17 protein-coding genes and 1 riboswitch are annotated in these 20,700 nt (G+C 53.2%); of the genes, 13 read left to right on the forward strand and 4 right to left on the reverse strand.

Features of this window, described 5'->3' with window-relative positions:
• Positions 1-11 precede the first annotated feature (11 nt).
• A complete protein-coding gene (locus NXT00_RS05360) occupies positions 12-974 on the forward strand; it encodes an electron transfer flavoprotein subunit alpha/FixB family protein (RefSeq protein WP_259077949.1) in 963 nt (320 codons plus the stop codon).
• A 44-nt stretch (positions 975-1,018) separates the two neighbouring features.
• The gene (locus NXT00_RS05365; protein ID WP_259077947.1) at positions 1,019-2,158 is read left to right on the forward strand and encodes a cysteine desulfurase family protein; all 1,140 of its coding nucleotides are present in this window, start codon (positions 1,019-1,021) and stop codon (positions 2,156-2,158) included.
• Between the two features lie 33 nt (positions 2,159-2,191).
• On the opposite strand, the gene NXT00_RS05370 is transcribed toward NXT00_RS05365, so the two are convergent.
• Both NXT00_RS05370 and NXT00_RS05375 read right to left on the reverse strand, forming a co-directional pair.
• Positions 2,192-3,574, reverse strand: coding sequence for an alpha/beta hydrolase family protein (locus NXT00_RS05370; RefSeq protein ID WP_259077945.1), 1,383 nt, complete (start codon positions 3,572-3,574; stop codon positions 2,192-2,194).
• Between the two features lie 101 nt (positions 3,575-3,675).
• Positions 3,676-4,533, reverse strand: coding sequence for a spermidine synthase (locus NXT00_RS05375; RefSeq protein ID WP_396124929.1), 858 nt, complete (start codon positions 4,531-4,533; stop codon positions 3,676-3,678).
• Between the two features lie 64 nt (positions 4,534-4,597).
• On the opposite strand from NXT00_RS05375, the gene mnmA reads away from it, so the two are divergent.
• Together mnmA and NXT00_RS05385 are read left to right on the forward strand one after the other, a co-directional pair.
• The gene (gene mnmA, locus NXT00_RS05380; RefSeq protein WP_259077943.1) at positions 4,598-5,695 is read left to right on the forward strand and encodes a tRNA 2-thiouridine(34) synthase MnmA; all 1,098 of its coding nucleotides are present in this window, start codon (positions 4,598-4,600) and stop codon (positions 5,693-5,695) included.
• Entirely contained in the window at positions 5,695-6,669 is a 975-nt protein-coding gene (locus NXT00_RS05385) for a hypothetical protein (protein ID WP_259158349.1), read from the forward strand. The genes mnmA and NXT00_RS05385 overlap by 1 nt, the downstream gene beginning before the upstream one ends.
• A gap of 8 nt (positions 6,670-6,677) precedes the next feature.
• Here NXT00_RS05385 and NXT00_RS05390 read toward each other — a convergent pair whose 3' ends face one another.
• Positions 6,678-7,382, reverse strand: a complete 705-nt coding sequence (locus NXT00_RS05390) for an exonuclease domain-containing protein (protein WP_259077939.1) — start codon at positions 7,380-7,382, stop codon at positions 6,678-6,680.
• Between the two features lie 152 nt (positions 7,383-7,534).
• Between NXT00_RS05390 and ligA the strand changes: the two genes are divergently transcribed.
• Complete coding sequence (gene ligA, locus NXT00_RS05395) at positions 7,535-9,610, forward strand: NAD-dependent DNA ligase LigA (RefSeq protein WP_259077936.1); 2,076 nt, start codon at positions 7,535-7,537, stop codon at positions 9,608-9,610.
• A 60-nt stretch (positions 9,611-9,670) separates the two neighbouring features.
• Here the strand turns inward: ligA and NXT00_RS05400 are convergent, their stop codons facing one another.
• The gene (locus NXT00_RS05400; protein WP_259077934.1) at positions 9,671-10,333 is read right to left on the reverse strand and encodes an amino acid-binding ACT domain protein; all 663 of its coding nucleotides are present in this window, start codon (positions 10,331-10,333) and stop codon (positions 9,671-9,673) included.
• Between the two features lie 462 nt (positions 10,334-10,795).
• On the opposite strand from NXT00_RS05400, the gene gatC reads away from it, so the two are divergent.
• From gatC to NXT00_RS05440, 8 genes are all read left to right on the forward strand, one after another.
• A complete protein-coding gene (gene gatC, locus NXT00_RS05405) occupies positions 10,796-11,089 on the forward strand; it encodes an Asp-tRNA(Asn)/Glu-tRNA(Gln) amidotransferase subunit GatC (RefSeq protein WP_259077932.1) in 294 nt (97 codons plus the stop codon).
• A 6-nt stretch (positions 11,090-11,095) separates the two neighbouring features.
• Positions 11,096-12,592: an Asp-tRNA(Asn)/Glu-tRNA(Gln) amidotransferase subunit GatA gene (gene gatA, locus NXT00_RS05410; RefSeq protein WP_259077930.1), complete on the forward strand. Its 1,497-nt coding sequence runs from the start codon at positions 11,096-11,098 to the stop codon at positions 12,590-12,592.
• A gap of 81 nt (positions 12,593-12,673) precedes the next feature.
• Positions 12,674-12,876, forward strand: a riboswitch (cobalamin riboswitch).
• A gap of 978 nt (positions 12,877-13,854) precedes the next feature.
• The gene (locus NXT00_RS05415; RefSeq protein WP_259077928.1) at positions 13,855-14,895 is read left to right on the forward strand and encodes an iron ABC transporter permease; all 1,041 of its coding nucleotides are present in this window, start codon (positions 13,855-13,857) and stop codon (positions 14,893-14,895) included.
• Positions 14,892-15,659 carry an ABC transporter ATP-binding protein gene (locus tag NXT00_RS05420; protein ID WP_259077926.1) on the forward strand — a complete coding sequence of 256 codons (768 nt, stop codon included), beginning with the start codon at positions 14,892-14,894 and terminating at the stop codon, positions 15,657-15,659. The genes NXT00_RS05415 and NXT00_RS05420 overlap by 4 nt, the downstream gene beginning before the upstream one ends.
• 53 nt (positions 15,660-15,712) lie before the next feature.
• Positions 15,713-16,819 carry an ABC transporter substrate-binding protein gene (locus tag NXT00_RS05425; RefSeq protein WP_259077924.1) on the forward strand — a complete coding sequence of 369 codons (1,107 nt, stop codon included), beginning with the start codon at positions 15,713-15,715 and terminating at the stop codon, positions 16,817-16,819.
• 139 nt (positions 16,820-16,958) lie between these two features.
• A complete protein-coding gene (locus NXT00_RS05430; protein ID WP_259158350.1) occupies positions 16,959-18,164 on the forward strand; it encodes an MFS transporter in 1,206 nt (401 codons plus the stop codon).
• Positions 18,127-19,590, forward strand: coding sequence for an MDR family MFS transporter (locus NXT00_RS05435; protein ID WP_396124933.1), 1,464 nt, complete (start codon positions 18,127-18,129; stop codon positions 19,588-19,590). Before NXT00_RS05430 ends, NXT00_RS05435 begins: the two co-directional genes overlap by 38 nt.
• Positions 19,591-19,666: 76 nt before the next feature.
• Positions 19,667-20,695: an ATP-dependent 6-phosphofructokinase gene (locus NXT00_RS05440; protein ID WP_259077915.1), complete on the forward strand. Its 1,029-nt coding sequence runs from the start codon at positions 19,667-19,669 to the stop codon at positions 20,693-20,695.
• Positions 20,696-20,700: the final 5 nt, after the last annotated feature.

Raw genomic sequence — 20,700 nt, forward strand, 5'->3', positions numbered from 1 at the left:
GGAGCAAAGCTATGTCTCAAGCCTATATTCTCGTCGATTATGCTGGCGATACTCTTGCGCCCTCGACTATCGAGCTCTTGCATGCTGCTCGCGTCCTAGGATCTGTTACGGCTGTGGTGGTTGGTGAGCCCGGGAGTCATCTTCGCTTTGTCGAGGACTTAAAGGCACACGGCGCTGATACCATTATCGGGGCTGAGGTGGCCGATTATTCGCGTCGAACCATTATTCCTGAAGTTGATGCCCTAAGTATGCTTGCGGCTGGAAATCCTGGACCCATCGTAGTCAGCGCCGGCATTGAGGGCAATGAAATCGCTGGCAGGCTCGCTGCTCGACTCGCCTCGGGGGTGCTTTGCGATGTAGTAGCCATCAACTCCGATCGCAGCGCCACCATGAGCATCTTTGGAGACTCTATTGAAGTCAATGCAGTCGTAGGAGGTACCAGCCCAATTTATACGCTGCGCCAGGGTGCCGTTGATTCTCGCCAAGAGATTAGTGCAGGGGCTGGGGCTGTCAGCAGCTTCGCGCTTCCTTCTCACGGCGCTAAGGATTGCACTATTACGTCCTTTAGCCCAGTCGAGGCTGGCGAACGGCCGGATCTGAGTCAAGCAAAGGTAGTCATTTGTGCTGGCCGCGGAATTGACTCGGCCGAGAATTTCCACGAGCTCGCCGAACCTTTGGCCGATCTATTCGAAGGGGCGGTGGGTGCAACCCGCGATGTGGTTGACCTCGATTGGTATCCCGGGCAATACCAGGTGGGGCAGACAGGCGTGACTGTCAGCCCTGATCTCTACATTGGTCTCGGTATCTCTGGAGCCATCCAGCATACATCCGGAATGCAGACCTCGCGGACGGTCATCGTGATCAATAACGACGAGGACGCACCGTTTTTCCACATAGCGGATCTAGGTATAGTGGGTGACCTCCATGAGGTCGTGCCACTAGTGATTGAGAAGATCAAGGCTCGTCGTAGCTAAATAGGCCGCTAAATAGGCTGCGCTGCAATTAGGAGGGAGAAGCCTTGGTATACCTTGACCATGCCGCCACAACACCGATGCGCGCGGTCACCAAAAGTGCATGGCTGGAGGCGAGCACCTACCTGAATCCAGCCGGCCAGTATGGGGCAGGGCGACAGGCTCGAAGTGTGCTCGACGATGCCCGCGAACTCGTAGCCAGTCTCTTAGGTGCAGAACCCATTGAGGTTGTTTTCACAGCTAGCGGCACCGAAGCAGACAATCTCGCGATTCAGGGCTACTACGAGGCGCGGGGTGCCACCCACCCTCGAGTGATTAGTTCCGACATAGAGCACGCTGCTGTTTATGATACCGTACGCCATCTCGAGGCAAGCAGAGGAGCACACCTCGAGCTACTCCCTGCCGACCGTAGCGGCTTTATCCATGATGCCCACGACGCTCTCGACCAACCCGCGGCGGTGGCTAGTTTCATGTGGGCCAATAATGAAACTGGCGCGATACAACCAATATCGAGCCTCATTGCCGGAGCTGCCGCTACTGGTACCCCGGTCCATATTGATGCTGTCCAGGTGGCAGGCAAAATCCCCATCGATTTCGCGGCGCTGGGGGCTAGTTCGCTGGCTGTGTCCGGACACAAATTCGGTGGGCCCCGAGGTGTCGGAGTGCTGTTAGTGAAACGCAACCCCGCTCCACGTCCACTTTTCCATGGAGGGGGTCAAGAGCGAGGGCTACGGTCAGGGACCGTGGACGTTGCTGGAGCGTGGGCTCTTGCACGCGCGCTGGAGGAGGCAGTCGCGGACATCGACGCAGAAAATAGGCGCTTGGAACGGTTGAAGGAGAAAGTGCTTCGCACAGTTTCCGACACCGTTGATGACGTGCTGATCAATACTCCGGAGCTCTCCTTATCGAGCCATATAAATTTCTCTTTTCCCGGCTGTGAGGGGGATAGCCTCATCATGCTTCTCGACGCGATGAATATCGCTGCTTCAACCGGGTCCGCCTGTGCCAACGGAGTTAACCGTGCTTCGCGGGTGCTGCTGGCCCAGGGCCTCGATGACGCTACAGCGAGGGGAACCCTGCGCATTACCTTGGGCTATACCACCACCGAGGATGACGTCGATACGCTTTTAGCGGCGCTGCCTAAGGTAGTCGAACGAGCGCGAGCCGCTGGAATGGCGTCCACGTAGAAAAACTGCCTGCTCTGTAAGCAGGCAGTTTCTTTATTCGAAAGGAAGTTGGTTGAGGTCAGCTTCAGTCAGGGTTGATCTAGTCTCGCTCGGGGCCAGATTCTCGTCGCTGTCTGTATTGCTGTCTTCGTCGGTTGCGCGCATCCGGAATGCGTGGGGTAATACCTCCTCGTTGTCGATGCCGAACCCTTTAGCGTAGGTGGGCCAGGAATCCTCCATATCACGGACCCAGTAGGACCAGGTGTGGACGCCTGTATTGCGGAAATTATAGGTCGCCGGGATCCCCAGGTGATCTAGTTTCGCTTTAAGATCATGAGTGCATGAATTGGTTGCAGCCTCGATCACTCCACCGGATACCGTCACTTCGGCAGACCCTCCCAAGGCTTCCGTGCTTTGCTCCGGGGTACTTGTCTTGGAATTAACAAAAGAGCTAAATACCTCGCTTGCGGAAACTAGGCCCGAACCATTGGAGATATAGATCGTTTTATCGCGAAGTCCAGGAGCTTGGATCAAAGCATCATGGGCCTTGTTGCGCTCGGATCCCAAAGGGCCCCATATTGACGCTGGGCTCTCCCCGTCGCGGTTCACGGTGAATTGAGCCCATAGGGCTGGTAGCGGCTTCGATGTAGCAGCGCAGCCAGAATATGAACCGACTACATCATAGAAATCGGGATTGCGCTCGGCTAGTAGTAGCGACGAGGTCGCAGACATACTCATACCTACGATGCCCCGGCGCTGACTGTCAGCCTCCAGTTCTGCCTCTAAAGGGCCAGGTAATTCTTTAGTAAGGAAGGTCTCCCAGCGCTGCGGCCCCTTGAGATAGGTATCGCCTTGGGGTTCCTTCAGCCAATCCACATAATAGGAAAAGGCACCACGCATCGGGATGACCACATTGATATTCTTTTTCCAGTAAAAATCGAGCGCTTGAGTATTACTTACCCACGTCACACGTTGCTCACCGCCACCGGCACCATTGAGCAAATAGAGAATCGGTCGATTGGGGTCTTTAGCCTTAATAACCACCAACGGAATACTACGATTATTCATAGACGGTGAGGTCGCCTGAATCTCCACAATTCGATCATCACCGTGGCGCTGGTTGAAATAATCAATCCGTTGCCGGAAACGATCATCGTTGAACTCGGCATCAGCGGGGCGATCTTCTGGACGCATCACCGTCAATTGCGATAAAGCCACAGGAACGGCTTCTGCAGGATCTTCTTCTGCGATGGAGAGTTCTGTCTGTGAGGGTGCGGCGATCTCATCCCTGAGGGTCTCCGTACCTAAAACTTCGGCTGATACGAGGTTGTCAGCAGCAGTAAAAGATGAGTCTTCTGCGTGACTGAGAGCTGGATGAGCTACCAAGCTCGCAACTAAAAAACTGATCGCTGTAAGACCTACGGACGATTTACTCATAACGCTCCTTGCGAGAGGGACAACCTGGTTGGAAATCTTAGTGCACTTAGAATAGCAGCCTTTATCTAACTACAATCGTCGCCATTGCTTGCCCGCTATGATCAGTCATGCAGAATCTTACCGCTGGCACAAAATTGCTTAACCCACTCCTCATCCTTATATTGAGCTGGAACCGCACCGCGCAACAGCATCTTTGTCATATGAGGTGCCTGATCACGTAAAGGCAGGGGAGAAGAAGAAGCGAGTAAAATCATATTCCCATAGCGTCGCCCTTTCAGCATCGCAGGATCGGCAATCGCCGCGCGGTAGGGAAAAATCTCTCCCATAGTTTTCAATTCCGATTTAGCTAGACTGAGATCGGAGTGGTCTCCGCAATTTGCGCAGTACAGACCGCTGGAGTCTAGGGAGGCAGCCACCTGATGGAAAAACTCAATAGTTCTAAGAGATGAAGGAGTTTGATCACCGGCGAATACGTCTCGAATGATGATGTCTCGCGAGCGATCGACAAAGGAATCAGTCACAGTACGAGCATCGCCCACTCGAATTTTCAACTGGGGGCTGCGGGGCAGATCAAACCACTCGCGCACCATACGAGCTAAATCTCCATCGATTTCCACCACAGTATTTCGGGACGCCGGATACCGTGCCACCATATACCTTGCCAGCGAACATGCCCCACCTCCTAGGTGCGTCACCCGCAACTTCTGCGGATCCAGGCAGTTCTCCACCCACGGCTCAATTGCAGCCACAATCCACCGCATATACTCATATTCAAGGCGGAGAGGGTCTTGGCTGATATGAGAAGACGGAACCCCGTTGACTAAAACCTCCCAGTCGCCCGGGCTGAAACTGTCTGCTCGCACCTCCACGCTTCCCGAGGACGTAGGATAAACTCCAGCCAGCTCGGACTTATCGGGAGTCTTCTTGTTTAGATGTGATAATCGTTGTTTTCGGCCCACAGTGCTCTAATACTAGAGTAGTAGACTCGCATTATCATCGACGCTCGAAAGAAGAGAGGGGCTTATGAGAGTTCTTGCAGCAATGAGCGGTGGCGTTGATTCCGCCGTCGCCGCCGCCCGCGCAGTACAAGCCGGCCACGAGGTCATCGGCGTTCACCTTGCTCTTTCTCGCGATCCGAAGTCCGTGCGCGAATCCTCCCGCGGATGCTGCTCTCTTGAAGATTCAGCCGATGCGCGCCGGGTATGCGATAAACTCGGTATTCCCTTCTACGTGTGGGACTTCTCTGACCGCTTCAAGACCGAGGTTATCGACGATTTTGTGGACTCCTATGAGCGCGGCGAAACCCCTAACCCCTGCTTAAGATGTAACGAAAAAATCAAATTTGAGGCCCTCCTCGAACGCGGGATTGCGCTAGGATTCGACGCCGTGGTTACCGGACACTACGCTCAGTTGACGCAAGTTGGTGACGGCGGCGATGGATATCTCCGCCGCGGGATCGATCCGCAAAAGGACCAGTCCTATGTTTTAGGTGTACTCGGGGCGAAGGAAATCGCACATTGCATGTTTCCTGTCGGCGATACGATTAAACCCGACATTAGACAAGAGGCAGCAACATTGGGTTTCTCGGTGGCAACCAAGCCGGACTCCTACGATATCTGTTTTATTCCCGACGGAAACACCCAAGCCTTCTTAGGAGCGCGCATCGGCCTCAGGCCAGGGATGATTGTTGACACCGAGGGCCGAGAGCTGCGCAGCCACGACGGGGCATGGAATTATACTATTGGTCAAAGAAAAGGTCTCGATATCAAGGAACCAGCTGCTGATGGTCAACCCCGATATGTCACTGATATTGATGCGGCAACCGGGACAGTGACAGTAGGTGCCAGAAAAGATCTCGAGGTCCGCACTATCACAGCTGATCGCCTCAAATACCTGCATCCTGATATGACTGGTGAATTTGAGGCTGAAGTTCAAGTTCGCGCTCACGGTTCGGTCGTACCGTGCACTGTTGTTATCGATCGCGAACGCGATACCATGACCATCGACCTTCATCATCCTCTTAGCGGTGTGGCGCGCGGGCAGGCGGCTGTCATCTATCGACCCGACCCTGGCGGAGATATTGTCTTGGGCTCCGGCACAATTTCTGGGACGAAGAACTAATGGATGCTTTTGCACGCGGCGAGTTCCCAGGAACAGACCTTGAAAGTGCTGCCGATATAATCTCCAGCGAAACGGGGAGCCTGCGAGCGATTCCACGGCTCGTGCAACGAGGCCTTGGTGCTGATCTGGTTGGACACACCATGGCCGTCATCGAAGAACTGCCTGTCGATATCGGACCCCGCTCATGGCGGCTTAGTGCCCGGCCGCAGCAGATCAGTAGGCGCCTATTCGATATGAGGGAAAGGGATCTGGACCAATTAGTGGAATTCTGGGGTCGAGGGGATATCCACTGTCACGTCATGGGCCCATGGTCACTGGCGAGCAGGATAGAGCTGCCTCGGGGACATCGCGCCATTACCGATCGCGGAGCAGTGGAGGAGATTTTTACGCTCTTCGCCGCTGGGGTGCAGCAGCATATACTCGACCTAAAGAAACGCTTTGGAAAACGGGTAACGCTCGCCATTTATGAGCCGGACGTGAAGGACCTCATGCGCGGAACGCTTCCAGGAACGAGTGACTTTGATCGAATCCCAGCGATGAACATGGAGGACCTCGCGCCTCGGTTGGCGCACTGTGTTTCTGTGCTGCCCAACGATAATACGTGGCTATACCTGCGCTCTCGCGAAGACTTTCAGATTGTCCAGCACGCTCAGTTTCCCGGGCTCATGGCTGATATCGATTCACTATGTACCGCTGAGATCCTCGATGCCTGCGGCGAAGCAGTTGCCTCAGGCATGCCGCTAGCGCTTGGCGCCGTCAACCCAAAAAAGCCATATGAGTCAGAAACAGATTTAGCCCAGCGAGTCATCCGGCTTGCAGATGAGTGGGCCATTGATCGCTGCCTGCTGCTCGAACGCCTCTCGATTACCCACACCGGCGACCTGAGTGAGGGTAGTCAGCTGGATGCCGCGCACACCCTCGAACGAGTGCGAAAGGTAGCGCAGATTTTAGAATATGCTGGCAGTGACCTCTAATAGCTTCCTTATGTGTGTGCTCTGCGCACCTGCACGGGCCACGAGGTATTGACTTCGTCTGCATCCTTGCCCTCACCTTGGAGATAGCGCGCGAGAGAACTTTGAATCTCGTGATATCCCACAGCTTGGAACTCCATCAATTCTTCCATGGATCGATCGGAGATATCGGTCTTGAACGTGTGCTTTGCTTGTTTCCACGCAATACGAGCAGCCGCTAGAGCGTCTGCGGTGGCTTCGTGAGCATTATCAATTTTAACCCCATAAAATTCACAAAGATCTGTCAAAGTCCGGCGGCCCTTACGGTAGCGATCTAAGGTTTTGTCGATCACATAGGGATCAAAAACGGGACCATTGATGAGAAAACTCGGGTCGAGGTGGTGCAAGACGGAGAGATCATAGGCGGCATTAAAAACAATAAGTGTATATCCCTGCTCCCAGCCCTTAGTGATCGTGGCAATAGTCTCATTGAGTACGTCATTGTGGGGGCGGCCGTGGGTACGCGCATAGTCGGTAGAGATTCCGTGCACGTTGGTTGCTTCCTCCGGTATGTCCACTCCTGGGTCCGCCAACATCTCATACGGGTGGGCGCCATCGGTATCGATGGTGATGAGCGCAGACGTTACTATTCGCGCCTCGAAGGGCTGCGCAGACGTGGTCTCGAGATCAAAGCTGATGACTTTTTGCGGGTCGAAGGGGTGAAGAAGCGCGTCCATAAAGATACCTTCCAGGGGAGGATGAGGGGGAGACCTTCATCAAAGTCGATGAGCCACCCAGGTTTTGTCCCTATCAGTGTAGATCACAGTCGCGACACCAAAGCTGTGAGGTGGATGACGAAAGTACGGAATTATTACTACACTCTAAGGCTATGACAAGTGAGACGAGTAAAGAGTCGGACTACAGCGATATCTATCAGCAGTGGCAAAAATTGGCGGCCACGATCACCGATCACCGGGATCTCTACTATCAAGGCTCTCCGAAGATAAGTGATCAAGAATTCGACCGACTTTTTCAAGAATTACTCGCCCTGGAAGAAGCGCATCCGCAGTTAAAAACGCCGGATAGCCCTAGTGCTCAAGTTGGTTCACCAGTAAAAGAATCTAGCTTTGAAAACGTTGAGCATCTGGAGAAGATGACTAGCTTGGACAATGTCTTCAACGCTGAGGAACTCGACGAGTGGCTTAAGAAAACCCCAGCTGATGACTATATTACCGAACTGAAAATCGATGGGCTATCGCTTGCGCTCGTCTACCGCCGTGGTGTTCTAGAACGCGCAGCTACGAGAGGGGACGGGCGCGTGGGAGAAGACGTGACAGAGAACGCCAAGGTCATCGAAGATATCCCGCACCGACTCCACGAGCACCCCGAGTTCCCCATTCCAGACGTTGTGGAAGTGCGCGGCGAAGTCTTTATCGCTGTTGAGGATTTCGGGCTCGTTAACGAACAACGGCAAAAGGATGGTGGTAAGCCATTCGCCAATCCTCGTAATGCGGCCGCTGGATCGCTGCGTCAGAAGGACGTTGAGGCCGTGAAGCGCCGCAGACTGAGGCTCCTTTGCCACGGCATTGGCTACAGCGAGGGTTTTGAGCCTGTTACACAGTCAGCAGCCTACGAAGCCCTCGATGCTTGGGGATTACCAGTGTCCAAATACTCACAAGTGGTTACCAGTTCGGCGGAAGTGCACCAACGGGTGAGCTACTGGGAAAAACACCGAGGTGATGCACTTCATGAGATGGATGGGCTTGTCATCAAGGTGAATTCACGCGCTCAACAGGCCCAACTGGGAGCAACCTCTAGAGCGCCACGCTGGGCCATCGCCTACAAATACCCTCCAGAAGAAGTTACAACTAAGCTCCTTGACATAAGGGCCTCAGTGGGACGTACCGGCCGAGTTACACCTTTTGCCATTATGGAACCAGTTTTCGTGGCCGGATCGACGGTTTCTATGGCCACATTGCACAACCAGACGGAGGTTAAGCGCAAAGGCGTTCTGATCGGTGATACCGTAGTCGTGCGTAAAGCAGGAGAGATCATTCCAGAAGTCTTAGGCCCAGTGGTGGAGGACCGTGACGGAAGTGAATACGACTTCGTTTTTCCCACGTATTGTCCGAGTTGCGGTACAGTCCTCGCGCCGCAAAAAGAAGACGACGCCGATTGGCGCTGCCCCAATACTCGTTCATGCCCTGCACAGCTGTCAGCCCGCCTGAGTTATATAGGTGGACGCGGAGCCTTTGATATCGAAGCGCTAGGTGAAAAGGGTGCCCAGGATCTCATAGCCTCCAAAGTTCTCAACGATGAGGCCGGGCTTTTCGATTTAACTGCTGAGGATCTCGAACGAACGGGCGTCTATACCACCAAGAAGGGAACTATCAACGCTAGTGCCCGGAAACTGCTCAAGAATCTTGAGAGCGCCAAGCATACCGAATTGTGGAGGGTCATCGTGGCCCTGTCAATTCGTCACGTGGGACCGATCGCGGCGCGCGCGATAGCGAATAGGTATCGCAGCATGGCTGCCGCCCGTGCCGCGGATATCGAGGACCTTGCCGAAACCCCAGGCGTAGGAACCATTATTGCGCAGAGCTTTAAGGAATGGTTCGAGGTTGATTGGCACCAGGATATCGTCGACAGATGGGCCGCTAGCGGGGTTACCATGGAAGAGAATGCTCGCGAGGAGCTGCCACAAACGCTAGCTGGTTTAACCGTCGTGGTAACGGGCACCTTGGAGGGGTATACCCGTGATTCCGTGAAGGAGGCGATTATTGCTCGTGGTGGCAAAGCCAGTGGCTCTGTATCTAGAAAGACTGATTACGTTGTCGTGGGGGCCAACGCAGGGTCTAAGGAAACGAAGGCTCGCGACTTAGGTTTACGGATTCTCAACGAAGAGGAGTTCCGTGAGCTCATTGAAACTGGGAACATCGGAAATGCTGCGGGCACTGCTGACTAGGCATCGAAGCTAAAGTATGCCCGTGGTCAGCTCGGGCCGCGGGCATGCTTCGTGGTTCTTCTAGTCTTGAAGCATCCTGGATAGGATCGTGCCAAAATTACCCATATGTTCTACCTCTCCCGGTAAATAATCGGGTCCGCCTACTCTGCCGATGATAAGGACGAGTCCAGAGTGGCCTAGGGGTGCCGCTGCGAGAGAAGAGTCGAGCAAGGACCACGACTCCGGAATCCAGGCTTCTTCTTCAGGGTTGAGAATGCGCGCCTTGGGAATATTAAGCTGCGAAGGTGCGGAGCCATCGTCGCCGGGTGCGGCATCGGATGCGGTCACTCGGCTCACAGGACTGCCATCTTGGAGGAGGATGGCCCAACTCGAGGTGATGGCCTGGGGGATCCGATCCACGAGGGCGGCAATAGTGTCAGAGTGAGAGGACGCACCTGCCACGGCTGCGAGCATGGCAATTTGACCGCGTCGATCGACAGTTCCGGAAAAAGGCCGAATGGAGTCTACTTCGACGCCTGGGACCGAGGTGGCAGCCGAAATGAGGGTATCGGCCATGGCATGACCAGGCAGATGGACTACCATATCATCCATGGCGGTACCATCGGGGAGTGTTTCTATGACATCGACCGATTTGATATTGCCATCGATTAATCCAATAGCCTCTGCGAGTAGTCCCAGGCTACCGGGAGTATCGGGAAGCAAGACGCGGATTAAGTACTTCACCGAGTATCACAGCCTTTCTTAGAGTACTGACCTTTACTTCTCATGAAGGATCCATGACTGAGGGCTAACGAAAGGCCAGACTTCCTATCTTAGACTCTCGGGGCTTCTATGCTCCGTAGCGCTCCAGCGCGTTTCGGCAATTACCAGCCACCACGATTGGGGCAACCCCTTGAACTCCTCTGGACCCTCTAGACCCTCTAGATCTCAGAAACGCGCCTAGTTGCAAAACTATGATGCACCCACCTGATAGCGCGGTGCTCATTGTGTCTCCATGGCGGCTCATGACGCTTAGGTGTGACGATCGCTGGGCATCCGCGTTACCGCGCGAGTGAGGAGCGAAGATTTGGCATGGAATAGCTCCACGTTCGATAGGTGCCCTAAGATGGTGGTTACACCTATATGTTCACCATCCAAATCGAGGTAGTGAACATCGAATTGACTGCAGTAAGGATACGTCTAACAGTGCCTGATATTTCGCGCAATGAAGTTGCTCACCTGGCTAAGCTCGCCCGCTTGGCTCTAACAGATGAAGAATTGGATCGGTTTGCAGAGCAGATCGACAGTATCGTGGCTAATGTTTCCGCGGTTCAAAAGGTCTCGGTTGAGGGAGTTGAGCCGATGAGTCATCCGCACTCAATTCCAACGCGGATGCGGGAGGACAGAGTAGAGCCCACATTAACCGCGGAGCAAGCTCTGGACCAGGCGCCCAAGGTTGCCGAGCAGCGTTTCGTCGTACCTCAGATTTTGGGAGAGTAAACTAGCATGACCAGTAAATATATATGGAATTCTGAATCTGCCCCAGAGCTCGTTAAGCTCTCGGCGGCAGAGCTAGCAGAGAAAATTCACTCCCGCGAAGTCTCCTCGGTAGAGGTGACCCAAGCTCATCTTGATCGTATTGCTGACATTGATGACGACATCCACGCTTTCCTTCATATTGGAGCTCAGCAAGCTCTTGAGGCGGCGGAAAAAGTTGATGAAGCTCTCGACCGCGGGGAGCAACCCGCCTCTGCACTAGCAGGTGTGCCATTGGCACTTAAGGATGTATTTACCACCACTGACGCTCCTACGACCTGCGCTTCAAAGATACTTGAAGGGTATATATCGCCGTACGATGCCACGGTAACGTCTAAGATTCGAGCAGCTGGAATCCCAATTTTAGGTAAAACAAATATGGACGAATTTGCCATGGGCTCGTCCACGGAAAATTCCGCCTACGGTCCTACCCATAATCCGTGGGATTTGGAGCGCACTGCCGGTGGCTCCGGAGGTGGCTCAGCTGCTGCCTTAGCGTCTGGTGAGGCTCCTTTGGCTATTGGAACTGATACAGGTGGATCAATTAGGCAGCCCGCAGCTTTGACCAGCACAGTAGGCGTGAAACCAACCTATGGTACGGTCTCGCGTTATGGTCTAGTGGCATGCGCATCGTCTCTGGATCAGGGCGGCCCGACCGCGCGCACGGTACTGGACACAGCTCTTCTCCATGAGATTATTGCAGGTTATGACCGATTTGATGCGACAAGCGTGAACCGCTCTGTTGCGCCTGTTGTTGAGGCTGCACGACGGGGTCAGAGTGGCGACTTAACCGGCGTGCGGCTTGGTGTGGTCAAGCAATTCGACCGGGAAGGCTACCAAGATGGTGTATTGCAGCAATTCCACCGGTCTGTGGAGCAGCTACAATCCCAAGGTGCTGATATCGTGGAGGTCGATTGCCCCCATTTCGATGATGCACTCGCAGCCTACTACCTCATTCTGCCGTGTGAAGTGTCCTCGAACCTTGCCCGCTTTGATGGCATGCGCTATGGCTTGAGAGCCGGTGATGACGGGCAACGCTCCGCGGAAGAGGTGATGTCTCTAACGCGTGCCGAAGGCTTCGGGCCCGAAGTCAAGAGGCGCATCATTCTTGGAACTTATGCACTCTCAGTAGGTTATTACGATGCCTATTACCTGCAGGCGCAGCGTGTGCGAACGCTCATCGCCCAAGATTTCGCGCGCGCTTTTGAGCAGTGCGACGTGCTGATTTCCCCCACCACGCCTACCACCGCCTTCAAACTGGGGGAGAAGGTCTCCGATCCAATGGCAATGTACAACTTTGATTTGTGCACCCTGCCTCTAAATCTTGCTGGTTTGTGTGGCATGTCGGTCCCAGCAGGATTGGCCACCGATACCCAGCTGCCGGTGGGCTTGCAGTTGATGGCCCCCGCTTTTGCTGATGACCGTCTTTACCATGTCGGAGCGGCATTCGAACAAGGTCGTTCCTGATAGGGGGACTGGCAATTAAAAGCCCGCCGGATTTTACCGGCGGGCTTTTAATTGCCAAAACACACTGCTAAACTAATTACTAGCACTTCGAAGTGAGCTGATGGGAATTTTCCCATGGGAACACCCAGTGAGATTCTGGGGACTGACGCGCAGCGGTGAGCGGGGACTTCCTACTCTCGAGTTATTTATAGCAACCACTGGCCAATTCCATGGCTGGGAAGGTGAGAGGGTAATGAGGGTTGATCCGCGAAGTCCGAAGACCGATCAGCTCGTGACCGTTAGTAATCGCCTCGCGTTCTAGGTAGATGCTGATACTACGAGGATCTTTCCGGCATAGCAGGTCCGTTATAGTGCCTTAGGTTCGATCAGCCCTCCGTCAAAAGGGCCGGTACACCTATCGCCATAATGCTCCTAAGTGCACGCGCCACGCAGAACCGTGGGGCAGTAGCAGAAAAGTGAGTCAGTCGATCGTATTGAGGTCACTGTCAGCCGGAAAAGTTTTGTCAGGCTTCCTCCGGGACCAAACGATCGACAGGCGCTTGTGATGCGCGGAAAATGCTGCCTCCTCCCTGCTGACGCACCTTTTGATGAAACAGGAAATAGGTTATCGTCGTCGCACCTTTTTTGAGGAAAGCCTCGACGCTGAGGGAATATGATCTCGAAGTTTTTCCCACCCCTTTTAGCTTCGAGTAATTTTATTTCGGTGCCGAACATGGACTCAAATAGTCTCAAGATTCATCTTGGGGGCTGAGCTTAAAAAAGGTCCAACCTATTTCCTGTTTCACCCATGCCTTAATTTAGTGATTTTAGTTTGTTATTTGATATGCATTTAGCGGATAAAATGGCATCGCCAATGAAACGGTTGGCTGTCAGAGCTTTCGCTGCGCAGTCCACAAACCAGAGGGTATCGGGGGTTCTGTAGGAGACGGGGAATGAGTCAGTCGGCGTGTGAAACCCGGGGAATAAGCCAGATGTGTCGGCAATCGTAATAACTGCTGCTCGTACAGTTAAGAAGCGTATTAGGGGAGAGCTTGCTTAGGCGATTTATCACAATCAATGGTGGTAGTGGATACCGGGAAAAACGGGGGTAAAGAGATTAGTCTTTTTTATTGTTTAGATAACATTTTCACCTTTCAGTTACGTTACGTCAGGTATATGAGCTACCATTACCGCTGAGCTTTCATTAGAAAGCTAGCGTTAGTAACAAGTATCTAGACAAGCTGCTTTGCTACCGCTTTTTTTGGAATAATAGAGGTTCGTTAGTGCTAAAGTTTCGGTGGCTCACACCCGTTCTCTTTCTCACCTTGCTGGGTTTTACAGCGGTGAGTTTTGTGCTTTCCTTAACCTTTGGTGCGGTTGAATATCCCGCAGCAGATGTTCGAAACGTAGTGATGGCCCACCTCGCAGGTGGAATGGGAGATGACCCAGCACTTGATGCGGTTGTGTGGGAGCTTCGCGCCCCTCGAGGCCTGCTAGCTATCATCGTGGGCGCCGGTTTGGCGCTAGCAGGTGTGGCCATGCAGACTCTGGTGCGCAATCCTCTCGCAGATCCCTATCTTCTTGGCGTTTCCTCTGGCGCTTCAGTGGGAGCAACTGCGGTTATCACATGGGGAATATTCTCTTCCTTCGGTCTCTACTCGCTCTCGGTGGGTGCTCTGATTGGCGCCCTCGTTGCTACCGTCAGCGTATACACCATCACTCTAGCCCAAGGAGGTCTGACCCCTTTGCGCCTGATACTTACTGGTGTTGTACTTTCGTCGGCTTTTTCTGCCCTGGCAAGCTTCCTCGTTTTTTGGGGACCAGATCCCCGTGCCGCTCAAGGAGTAATGTTCTGGATGCTAGGCTCAGTCTCAGGCGGACAGTGGGATAAGCTGCTGATTCCGGTCGTAGTCGTTGTTATCAGCTACCTCATCCTCAGCTTATGCGCTAATGATCTCGATGCTTTAGCTTCAGGCCCTGACACCGCTAGTGCTTTGGGGGTAAAGGTGCCACAGCTTAGGCGTTTACTCTTTTTCCTCCAAGCCCTGTTGGTGGGATCGATGGTCGCTGTTGCTGGCGGCATCGGATTCGTTGGCTTGGTTATTCCACACCTTGCCCGAATGGTGGTGGGCTCTCTGCACCGTCGATTGCTACCCATTGCGATGGCGATGGGTGGGCTGTTTCTCCTTTGGGTTGATGTGTTAGCGCGTATCGCCGCCGCTCCACAAGAAATTCCGCTCGGTGTGGTGACCGGTGTGATTGGCGCACCAATATTCCTGATTCTCATGAGTCGCGGTCGCTATACCTTTGGGAGTGCATCATGACCTTACTTGAAGTTAAAAACGTTGCTGCGGGATTTAATCAAAGGTCGGTTGTTCACGATGCTTCCTTTAGGGTGGCGAATGGATCCTTCACAGCACTCGTAGGAGTCAACGGTGCAGGTAAATCGACACTGCTTCGCGCTATTGCGGGCATCACTCCGGTTCTATCTGGCCATGTGCACCTCGACGGACACGATATCCACCGTATGCCGTCAAAAAAGCGAGCCCAAGCTCTCAGTTTCATCGGGCAGGATGAGGTTCCGTTGGGTGATCTCACCGTTCATGAGATGGTAGCTATGGGGCGTATGCCGCATCTAAAGAGCTGGCAAATTGGCGGCAGAAAAGAGCAGACGATTATTGAATCATGTTTAGACATGGTGGATATGGTCGGCCTTGCGGAGCGCCGCTGTGAGCAGCTATCTGGCGGTCAGCGTCGATTAGCTCTGATCGCAAGAGGGCTAGCTCAGCAGGCACCCATGATGATCCTGGATGAGCCGACCAATCACCTTGATGTTCACCACCAGCACCATCTCCTGCAGTTATTGAAGAACTCGGGATTAACCATTCTTGCTACTATTCACGATCTCGATCTTGCGGTTGCATACTGCGATCAAGTTGTGGTGCTCCATGAGGGCGGGATCTTGGTTGCAGGGACTCCTGTCGAGGTACTAAATTCGCAAACCTTAAGACAGGTCTTTGATGTCTCAGCTTTTGTATTCGATTTTGAGACAACAGAACACCCCCATCTAGTTGTGGATTCTCTCTGATAGATTCTGCACCAGTACGACCCAGCTCAGAAGGGCTGGAGAAAGAAAACCTAATGAAAAATATCTGGAATAACAAGAGCATCGGCGCCCTAGTGATTAGCGCCTTCGTTTTAACTGGCTGCGCAAATAATGAGCAGGCCGTTAACCCTGCCACCTCGGGCGCTGCCGACAGCCAAATGACTAAGGCAGCTGAAGGCGAAGGAGTCACTGTTACTAACTGCGGCGAAGAGGTGACCTTCTCGAAGGCCGACAATCTATTCGTCAACGACGGCAATATCATCTCCATCGTCATGTCGGCTGGTGCTCGCGAGAATATCAAATATGTCTCGTCTGTCCAGCGCGATATGGATATTCTCAGGGCCAAATACGGTGAGGAGGTCGATGGCTTAGTTGATGTGGCTGAGCAGTACCCGTCTCTCGAAGAGATCGTATCCAAGCAACCTGATATTTATGTAGCTGGGTGGGGCTACGGCTTCAGTGAGGGTAAAAATATCACTCCAGAGGCACTCAAAGAGCAAGGCATCGACTCGTATTTCCTCACGGAATCATGCCGCCAAGAGGATGGCGACCGCGGTATCGTTGACCCCTGGACCGCTGTGACCACCGATATCAAGAATATCGCCGCCATCACTGGACACAAGGAGAACGCCGATAAGGTCGTTGCCGATATCAACTCCCGCCTGAATAAATTGGAAAACGCCGCGAAGGCTGAGAAGACCCCTGTAGGCTTCCTTTTCGATTCTGGCAGTGACACCATCTTTACCTCTGGCCGGTTCGGTGCTCCGCAAGCCATCCTAGAGGCTGCTGGCTCCGAAAATGCAGCCGCTGATATTGACAACACATGGACCACTGTGAGCTGGGAGCAAATGTCCGCGAAATCCCCAGATTTCTTCGTTTTCGTGGAATATCCAGGACAAGAATTCGATGAGAAGGTGAAGATCCTCAAGGAGCACCCAGTGACCAAGGATCTCCCAGCTGTCAAGGAAAACCGCTTTATCAACCTGCCGTATGCGATGTGGACCTCCGGCCCGCTCAATATCGATGCTGCTGAGCACGTACGGAAGGGCTTGGAAAAATTTGACCTCGTTCCTGCTTCGAACCTGACTCCCAAGCTTGATTTGCCAGATTCTGTTCCTGGTAAGGAGTTCTTCGTCGGCTAGTAGCCGCTGATTTTGCTCTACAGTTAACCGCCTCTGTCTGTGACGAGGCGGTTTTTCACCCCCTACTTTGCTATACCTCAGATTCGGCTAAGCTGTGCTGCAAAGCTAGTACCGGGGAAAGGGTATACAGTTGCCTCAGTTGACGCGCTCTCCAAAAAATACCGTATGGGTTTACCTCCTATCAGCCGCCTTATCCAATTTTGGCAACTCCATTGCTGGGACTGTGTGGCCATGGCTAGTCCTCGTACGCACGGGAGATCCGGCTTCCGCTGCACTGGTGGCCGCTCTCATTGCTATTCCCTCGGTGGTGTTTTCCGTTGTCGGCGGCCAACTCATCGATACCTTTGGCCGGAAACGTATGAGCGTAATCTCCGACACCATTTCTGCTTTAAGCATCGTGAGCGTGATCATCGTTGATCAATTTTTGGGGCTTAATATATGGTGGTTCGTGATTATAGGGATCTTTGGGGCAATCGGCGACGTCCCAGGTTACGCCGCGCGTAGTGCCCTCCTGGGAGATGTCGCTCAAACCTCTCAACGCACCTTGAAGTGGTTAGCGGGTGCTAGTCAGACGGTGGGCGCGATGACCTTTCTTGTTGGTCCAGCACTTGCCGGTGTACTTATTGCAGCGTTCCCTATCACTCAAGTTCTGTGGATTACCGCGTTATGTTCTTTCTTAGCCGCGCTGGTGACGTGGTCGCTGCGTTTGAAACCCAGTCAAGAGGCAGCAGAAACCTCAGACAATCCTCTGCAGGGCTGGCGAGCATGGACCAACCTGTTAAAAAGCGGGCCTATACGATTGCTTGCTATCACCAGTGGTATCTCTCAAATCTTAGTCATGCCTTATATCATTATTGTGGTTCCAGCCCACTTTCAGGCCACCGAGAATCCTCTCGGTATGGGCATGGTGCTTTCGAGTTTCGCTATTGGGATGATGGCCGGCGGTGTTCTAAGTACTACAATCTCTTCCAAAAATAAGTTCTGCCCGTGGAGTATTGCTCTTCTCAGTTACAGCATTGGGTTTTCTATGATGTCAGTCCTACAGTGGGAATGGGTCGTGATCGCGGGGACTGCTATTGCCGGAATTGGCGGCGGATTAATTAATCCTCTGCAAGCGGTCATCATCACCGAGAATGCCGCCGAGCACGTGCGAGGGCGAGCGTTTTCGCTCCTCGGTGCCATTGCCTTATTAACTCAACCCATGGGATTATCAGCCGCAGCATTTTTCCTGGAATTCACGACCATCTATGTTCTTGCCACAGCGGTTGCGGGAATTTGGCTCATTGTTGCTTTATGGGCTGCCGTTTATGGAGCGCGAGTGCTGCACCCGAGCAAAACAGCGTAGTAGGATCGTACCGGTGACTGATATAAGTGAGAAGCAGGCATGGCGGGCGCTGGCAGCCTTGTGTATTGGCTTCTTTATGATTTTACTTGACCAAACAATCGTTGCCGTTGCCACCCCTGAAATCCAAGCCGAACTGGGTGCCACGCTCAATCAAGTGGTGTGGGTATCGAGTATTTATTTACTCTTCTTCGCGGTCCCTATCCTTGTTACCGGACGCTTAGGTGACCGATATGGACAGCGTCGGATGTATATCACGGGTATGTCTATCTTCACGGCAAGCTCGCTGGCTTGTGGACTGGCTCCCACGATTGACATTCTCATTGTAGCGCGCGCTTTCCAAGGGATCGGGGCGGCTATTATGACACCCCAAACAATGAGTGTGGTTAACCGGATTTTTCCGCGCGATCGACGTGGTGCGGCCCTCGGGGTTTGGGGTGCGGTTGCAGGACTTGCCACTTTGCTTGGCCCAATTCTCGGCGGAGTCTTAGTCAGCAGTGTGGGATGGCAGTGGATTTTTCTGGCGAATATCCCTCTCGGAATTCCTTCGATTATTGCGGTTTATTACTGGGTTCCAAAGCTCCCGCGAACCGCTAAGGCAATAGACACCGTAAGTGTTGTTGTGGCAATAGTCGCTATGTCCTGTTTCATTTTTGCGGTTCAGCAGGGTCCCGAGCTCGGGTGGCCCTGGTGGTTGTGGATCCTTCTCGCCATCGGACTGCTAGGTATCGGGTATTTTATTCGACGTCAGGCTGATGTGGCTGCTCGCGCCGAGGATGCTCTCGTTCCTTTGGAAATTTTCAAGGACAAGAATTTTTCCCTTGCCGCTTTCTCCATATCGACCATGGCTTTTGCGGTTGGGGGTGTGATGCTCCCTATGATGATTTACCTCCAAGACGGGCACCAATTAAGCGCGCAAGATGCGGGTTTTATGCTCATTCCCATGTCCGTTCTAGCGGGCGTTTTGGCTCCTTTTGTCGGCAGGTTATCGGATCGGCTTCATCCACGAATCCTCTCTACTATTGGGTTTAGCTGTATGCTCTGTGCTGCCTGTGCGCTGTTTGTCGTTATGCGCGAAGGATGGAGCTACTGGTGGTTGTTGCTTCCTGTGGTTTTGCTTGGTTTTGGAAATGGTTTCGTGTGGTCGCCTAATTCCGCCACCGCCCTGCGAGACCTTCCTGTTTCGCAGCTAGGAGCAGCTTCAGGGGTATATAATACGACCCGTCAGGTGGGTTCAGTGGTTGGGACCGCCATGATCGGCGCCTTAATGCAGCACGGTATGGCGCATTCTGCTTCGGTCAAAGACGCTATGGGTTTTTCCATGATTGCAGCCGTCATCGCGCTGGCTTTTGGCCTGCTAGCCGTAATCCAATTCAACGACCCGTCAGCGAAAAAGAATGCTCGTGTGCGAGAAAACTCACAGCTCTAGGAAAGACCAGCTCAACACCACAATGCCCATTTTTACCGATCGGACATTTTTTCAAGTATAAGCTAGGATAACAATCATGCGTATTGCCACTTTAACCTCCGGCGGCGACTGCCCCGGCCTGAATGCTGTTATTCGAGGAATTGTTCGTACCGCCACCGAGTACGGCTCCACAGTAGTGGGCTATCAAGATGGTTGGGTAGGCCTCATGGAAGATCGCCGTGTGCAGCTTTACGACGATGAAAGTATCGATCGTATTCTCTTACGTGGCGGTACCATACTTGGTACCGGCCGACTGCACCCTGACCGTTTTAAGAGTGGGGTTGACCAGATCAAGGCAAATCTCGCTGACGCAGGGATCGATGCTCTCGTACCCATCGGTGGCGAGGGAACCTTGAAGGGCGCTCAGTGGCTCGCAGATAACGGGATCCCTGTTGTAGGTGTCCCTAAAACAATCGACAACGACGTCAACGGAACCGATTTCACCTTTGGTTTTGATACGGCAGTATCAGTAGCAACAGACTCGATTGACCGTTTGCACACTACCGCAGAATCGCACAACCGCGTGATGATCGTGGAGGTTATGGGTCGGCATGTCGGTTGGATTGCCTTGCACGCAGGTATGGCTGGTGGCGCTCACTATATTGTGATACCTGAGGTTCCTTTTGATATTGCGGAAATCTGCAAGGCAATGGAACGTCGCTTCCAAATGGGCGAAAAGTACGGCATTATTGTGGTTGCTGAAGGTGCACTGCCCAAGGAAGGCACCCTGAATTTTGATGAGGGTGAAGAGGATCAATTTGGTCACAAGACCTTTAATGGCATCGGTCATGTGATCGGTGAGGAAATCAAAAAACGTCTGGGACACGATGTTCGCACCTCGGTTTTGGGACATATTCAACGCGGCGGTACTCCCACCGCCTTTGACCGAGTTCTTGCCACTCGCTATGGCGTTCATGCAGCTCGTGCTTGCCACAACGGAAACTTTGGTAAGTGTGTGGCTCTGCATGGAGAACATATCGAGCTCATCGATTTGCAAGAAGCAGTTGGCAGTTTGAAAGCTGTTCCAGCCGGCCGGTATCGCACCGCCCAAGCCCTCTTTGGCTAATAATA

Origin of the sequence: Corynebacterium sp. ES2715-CONJ3 (assembly GCF_024814365.1) — a bacterium.
Classification (GTDB): Bacteria; Actinomycetota; Actinomycetes; order Mycobacteriales; family Mycobacteriaceae; genus Corynebacterium.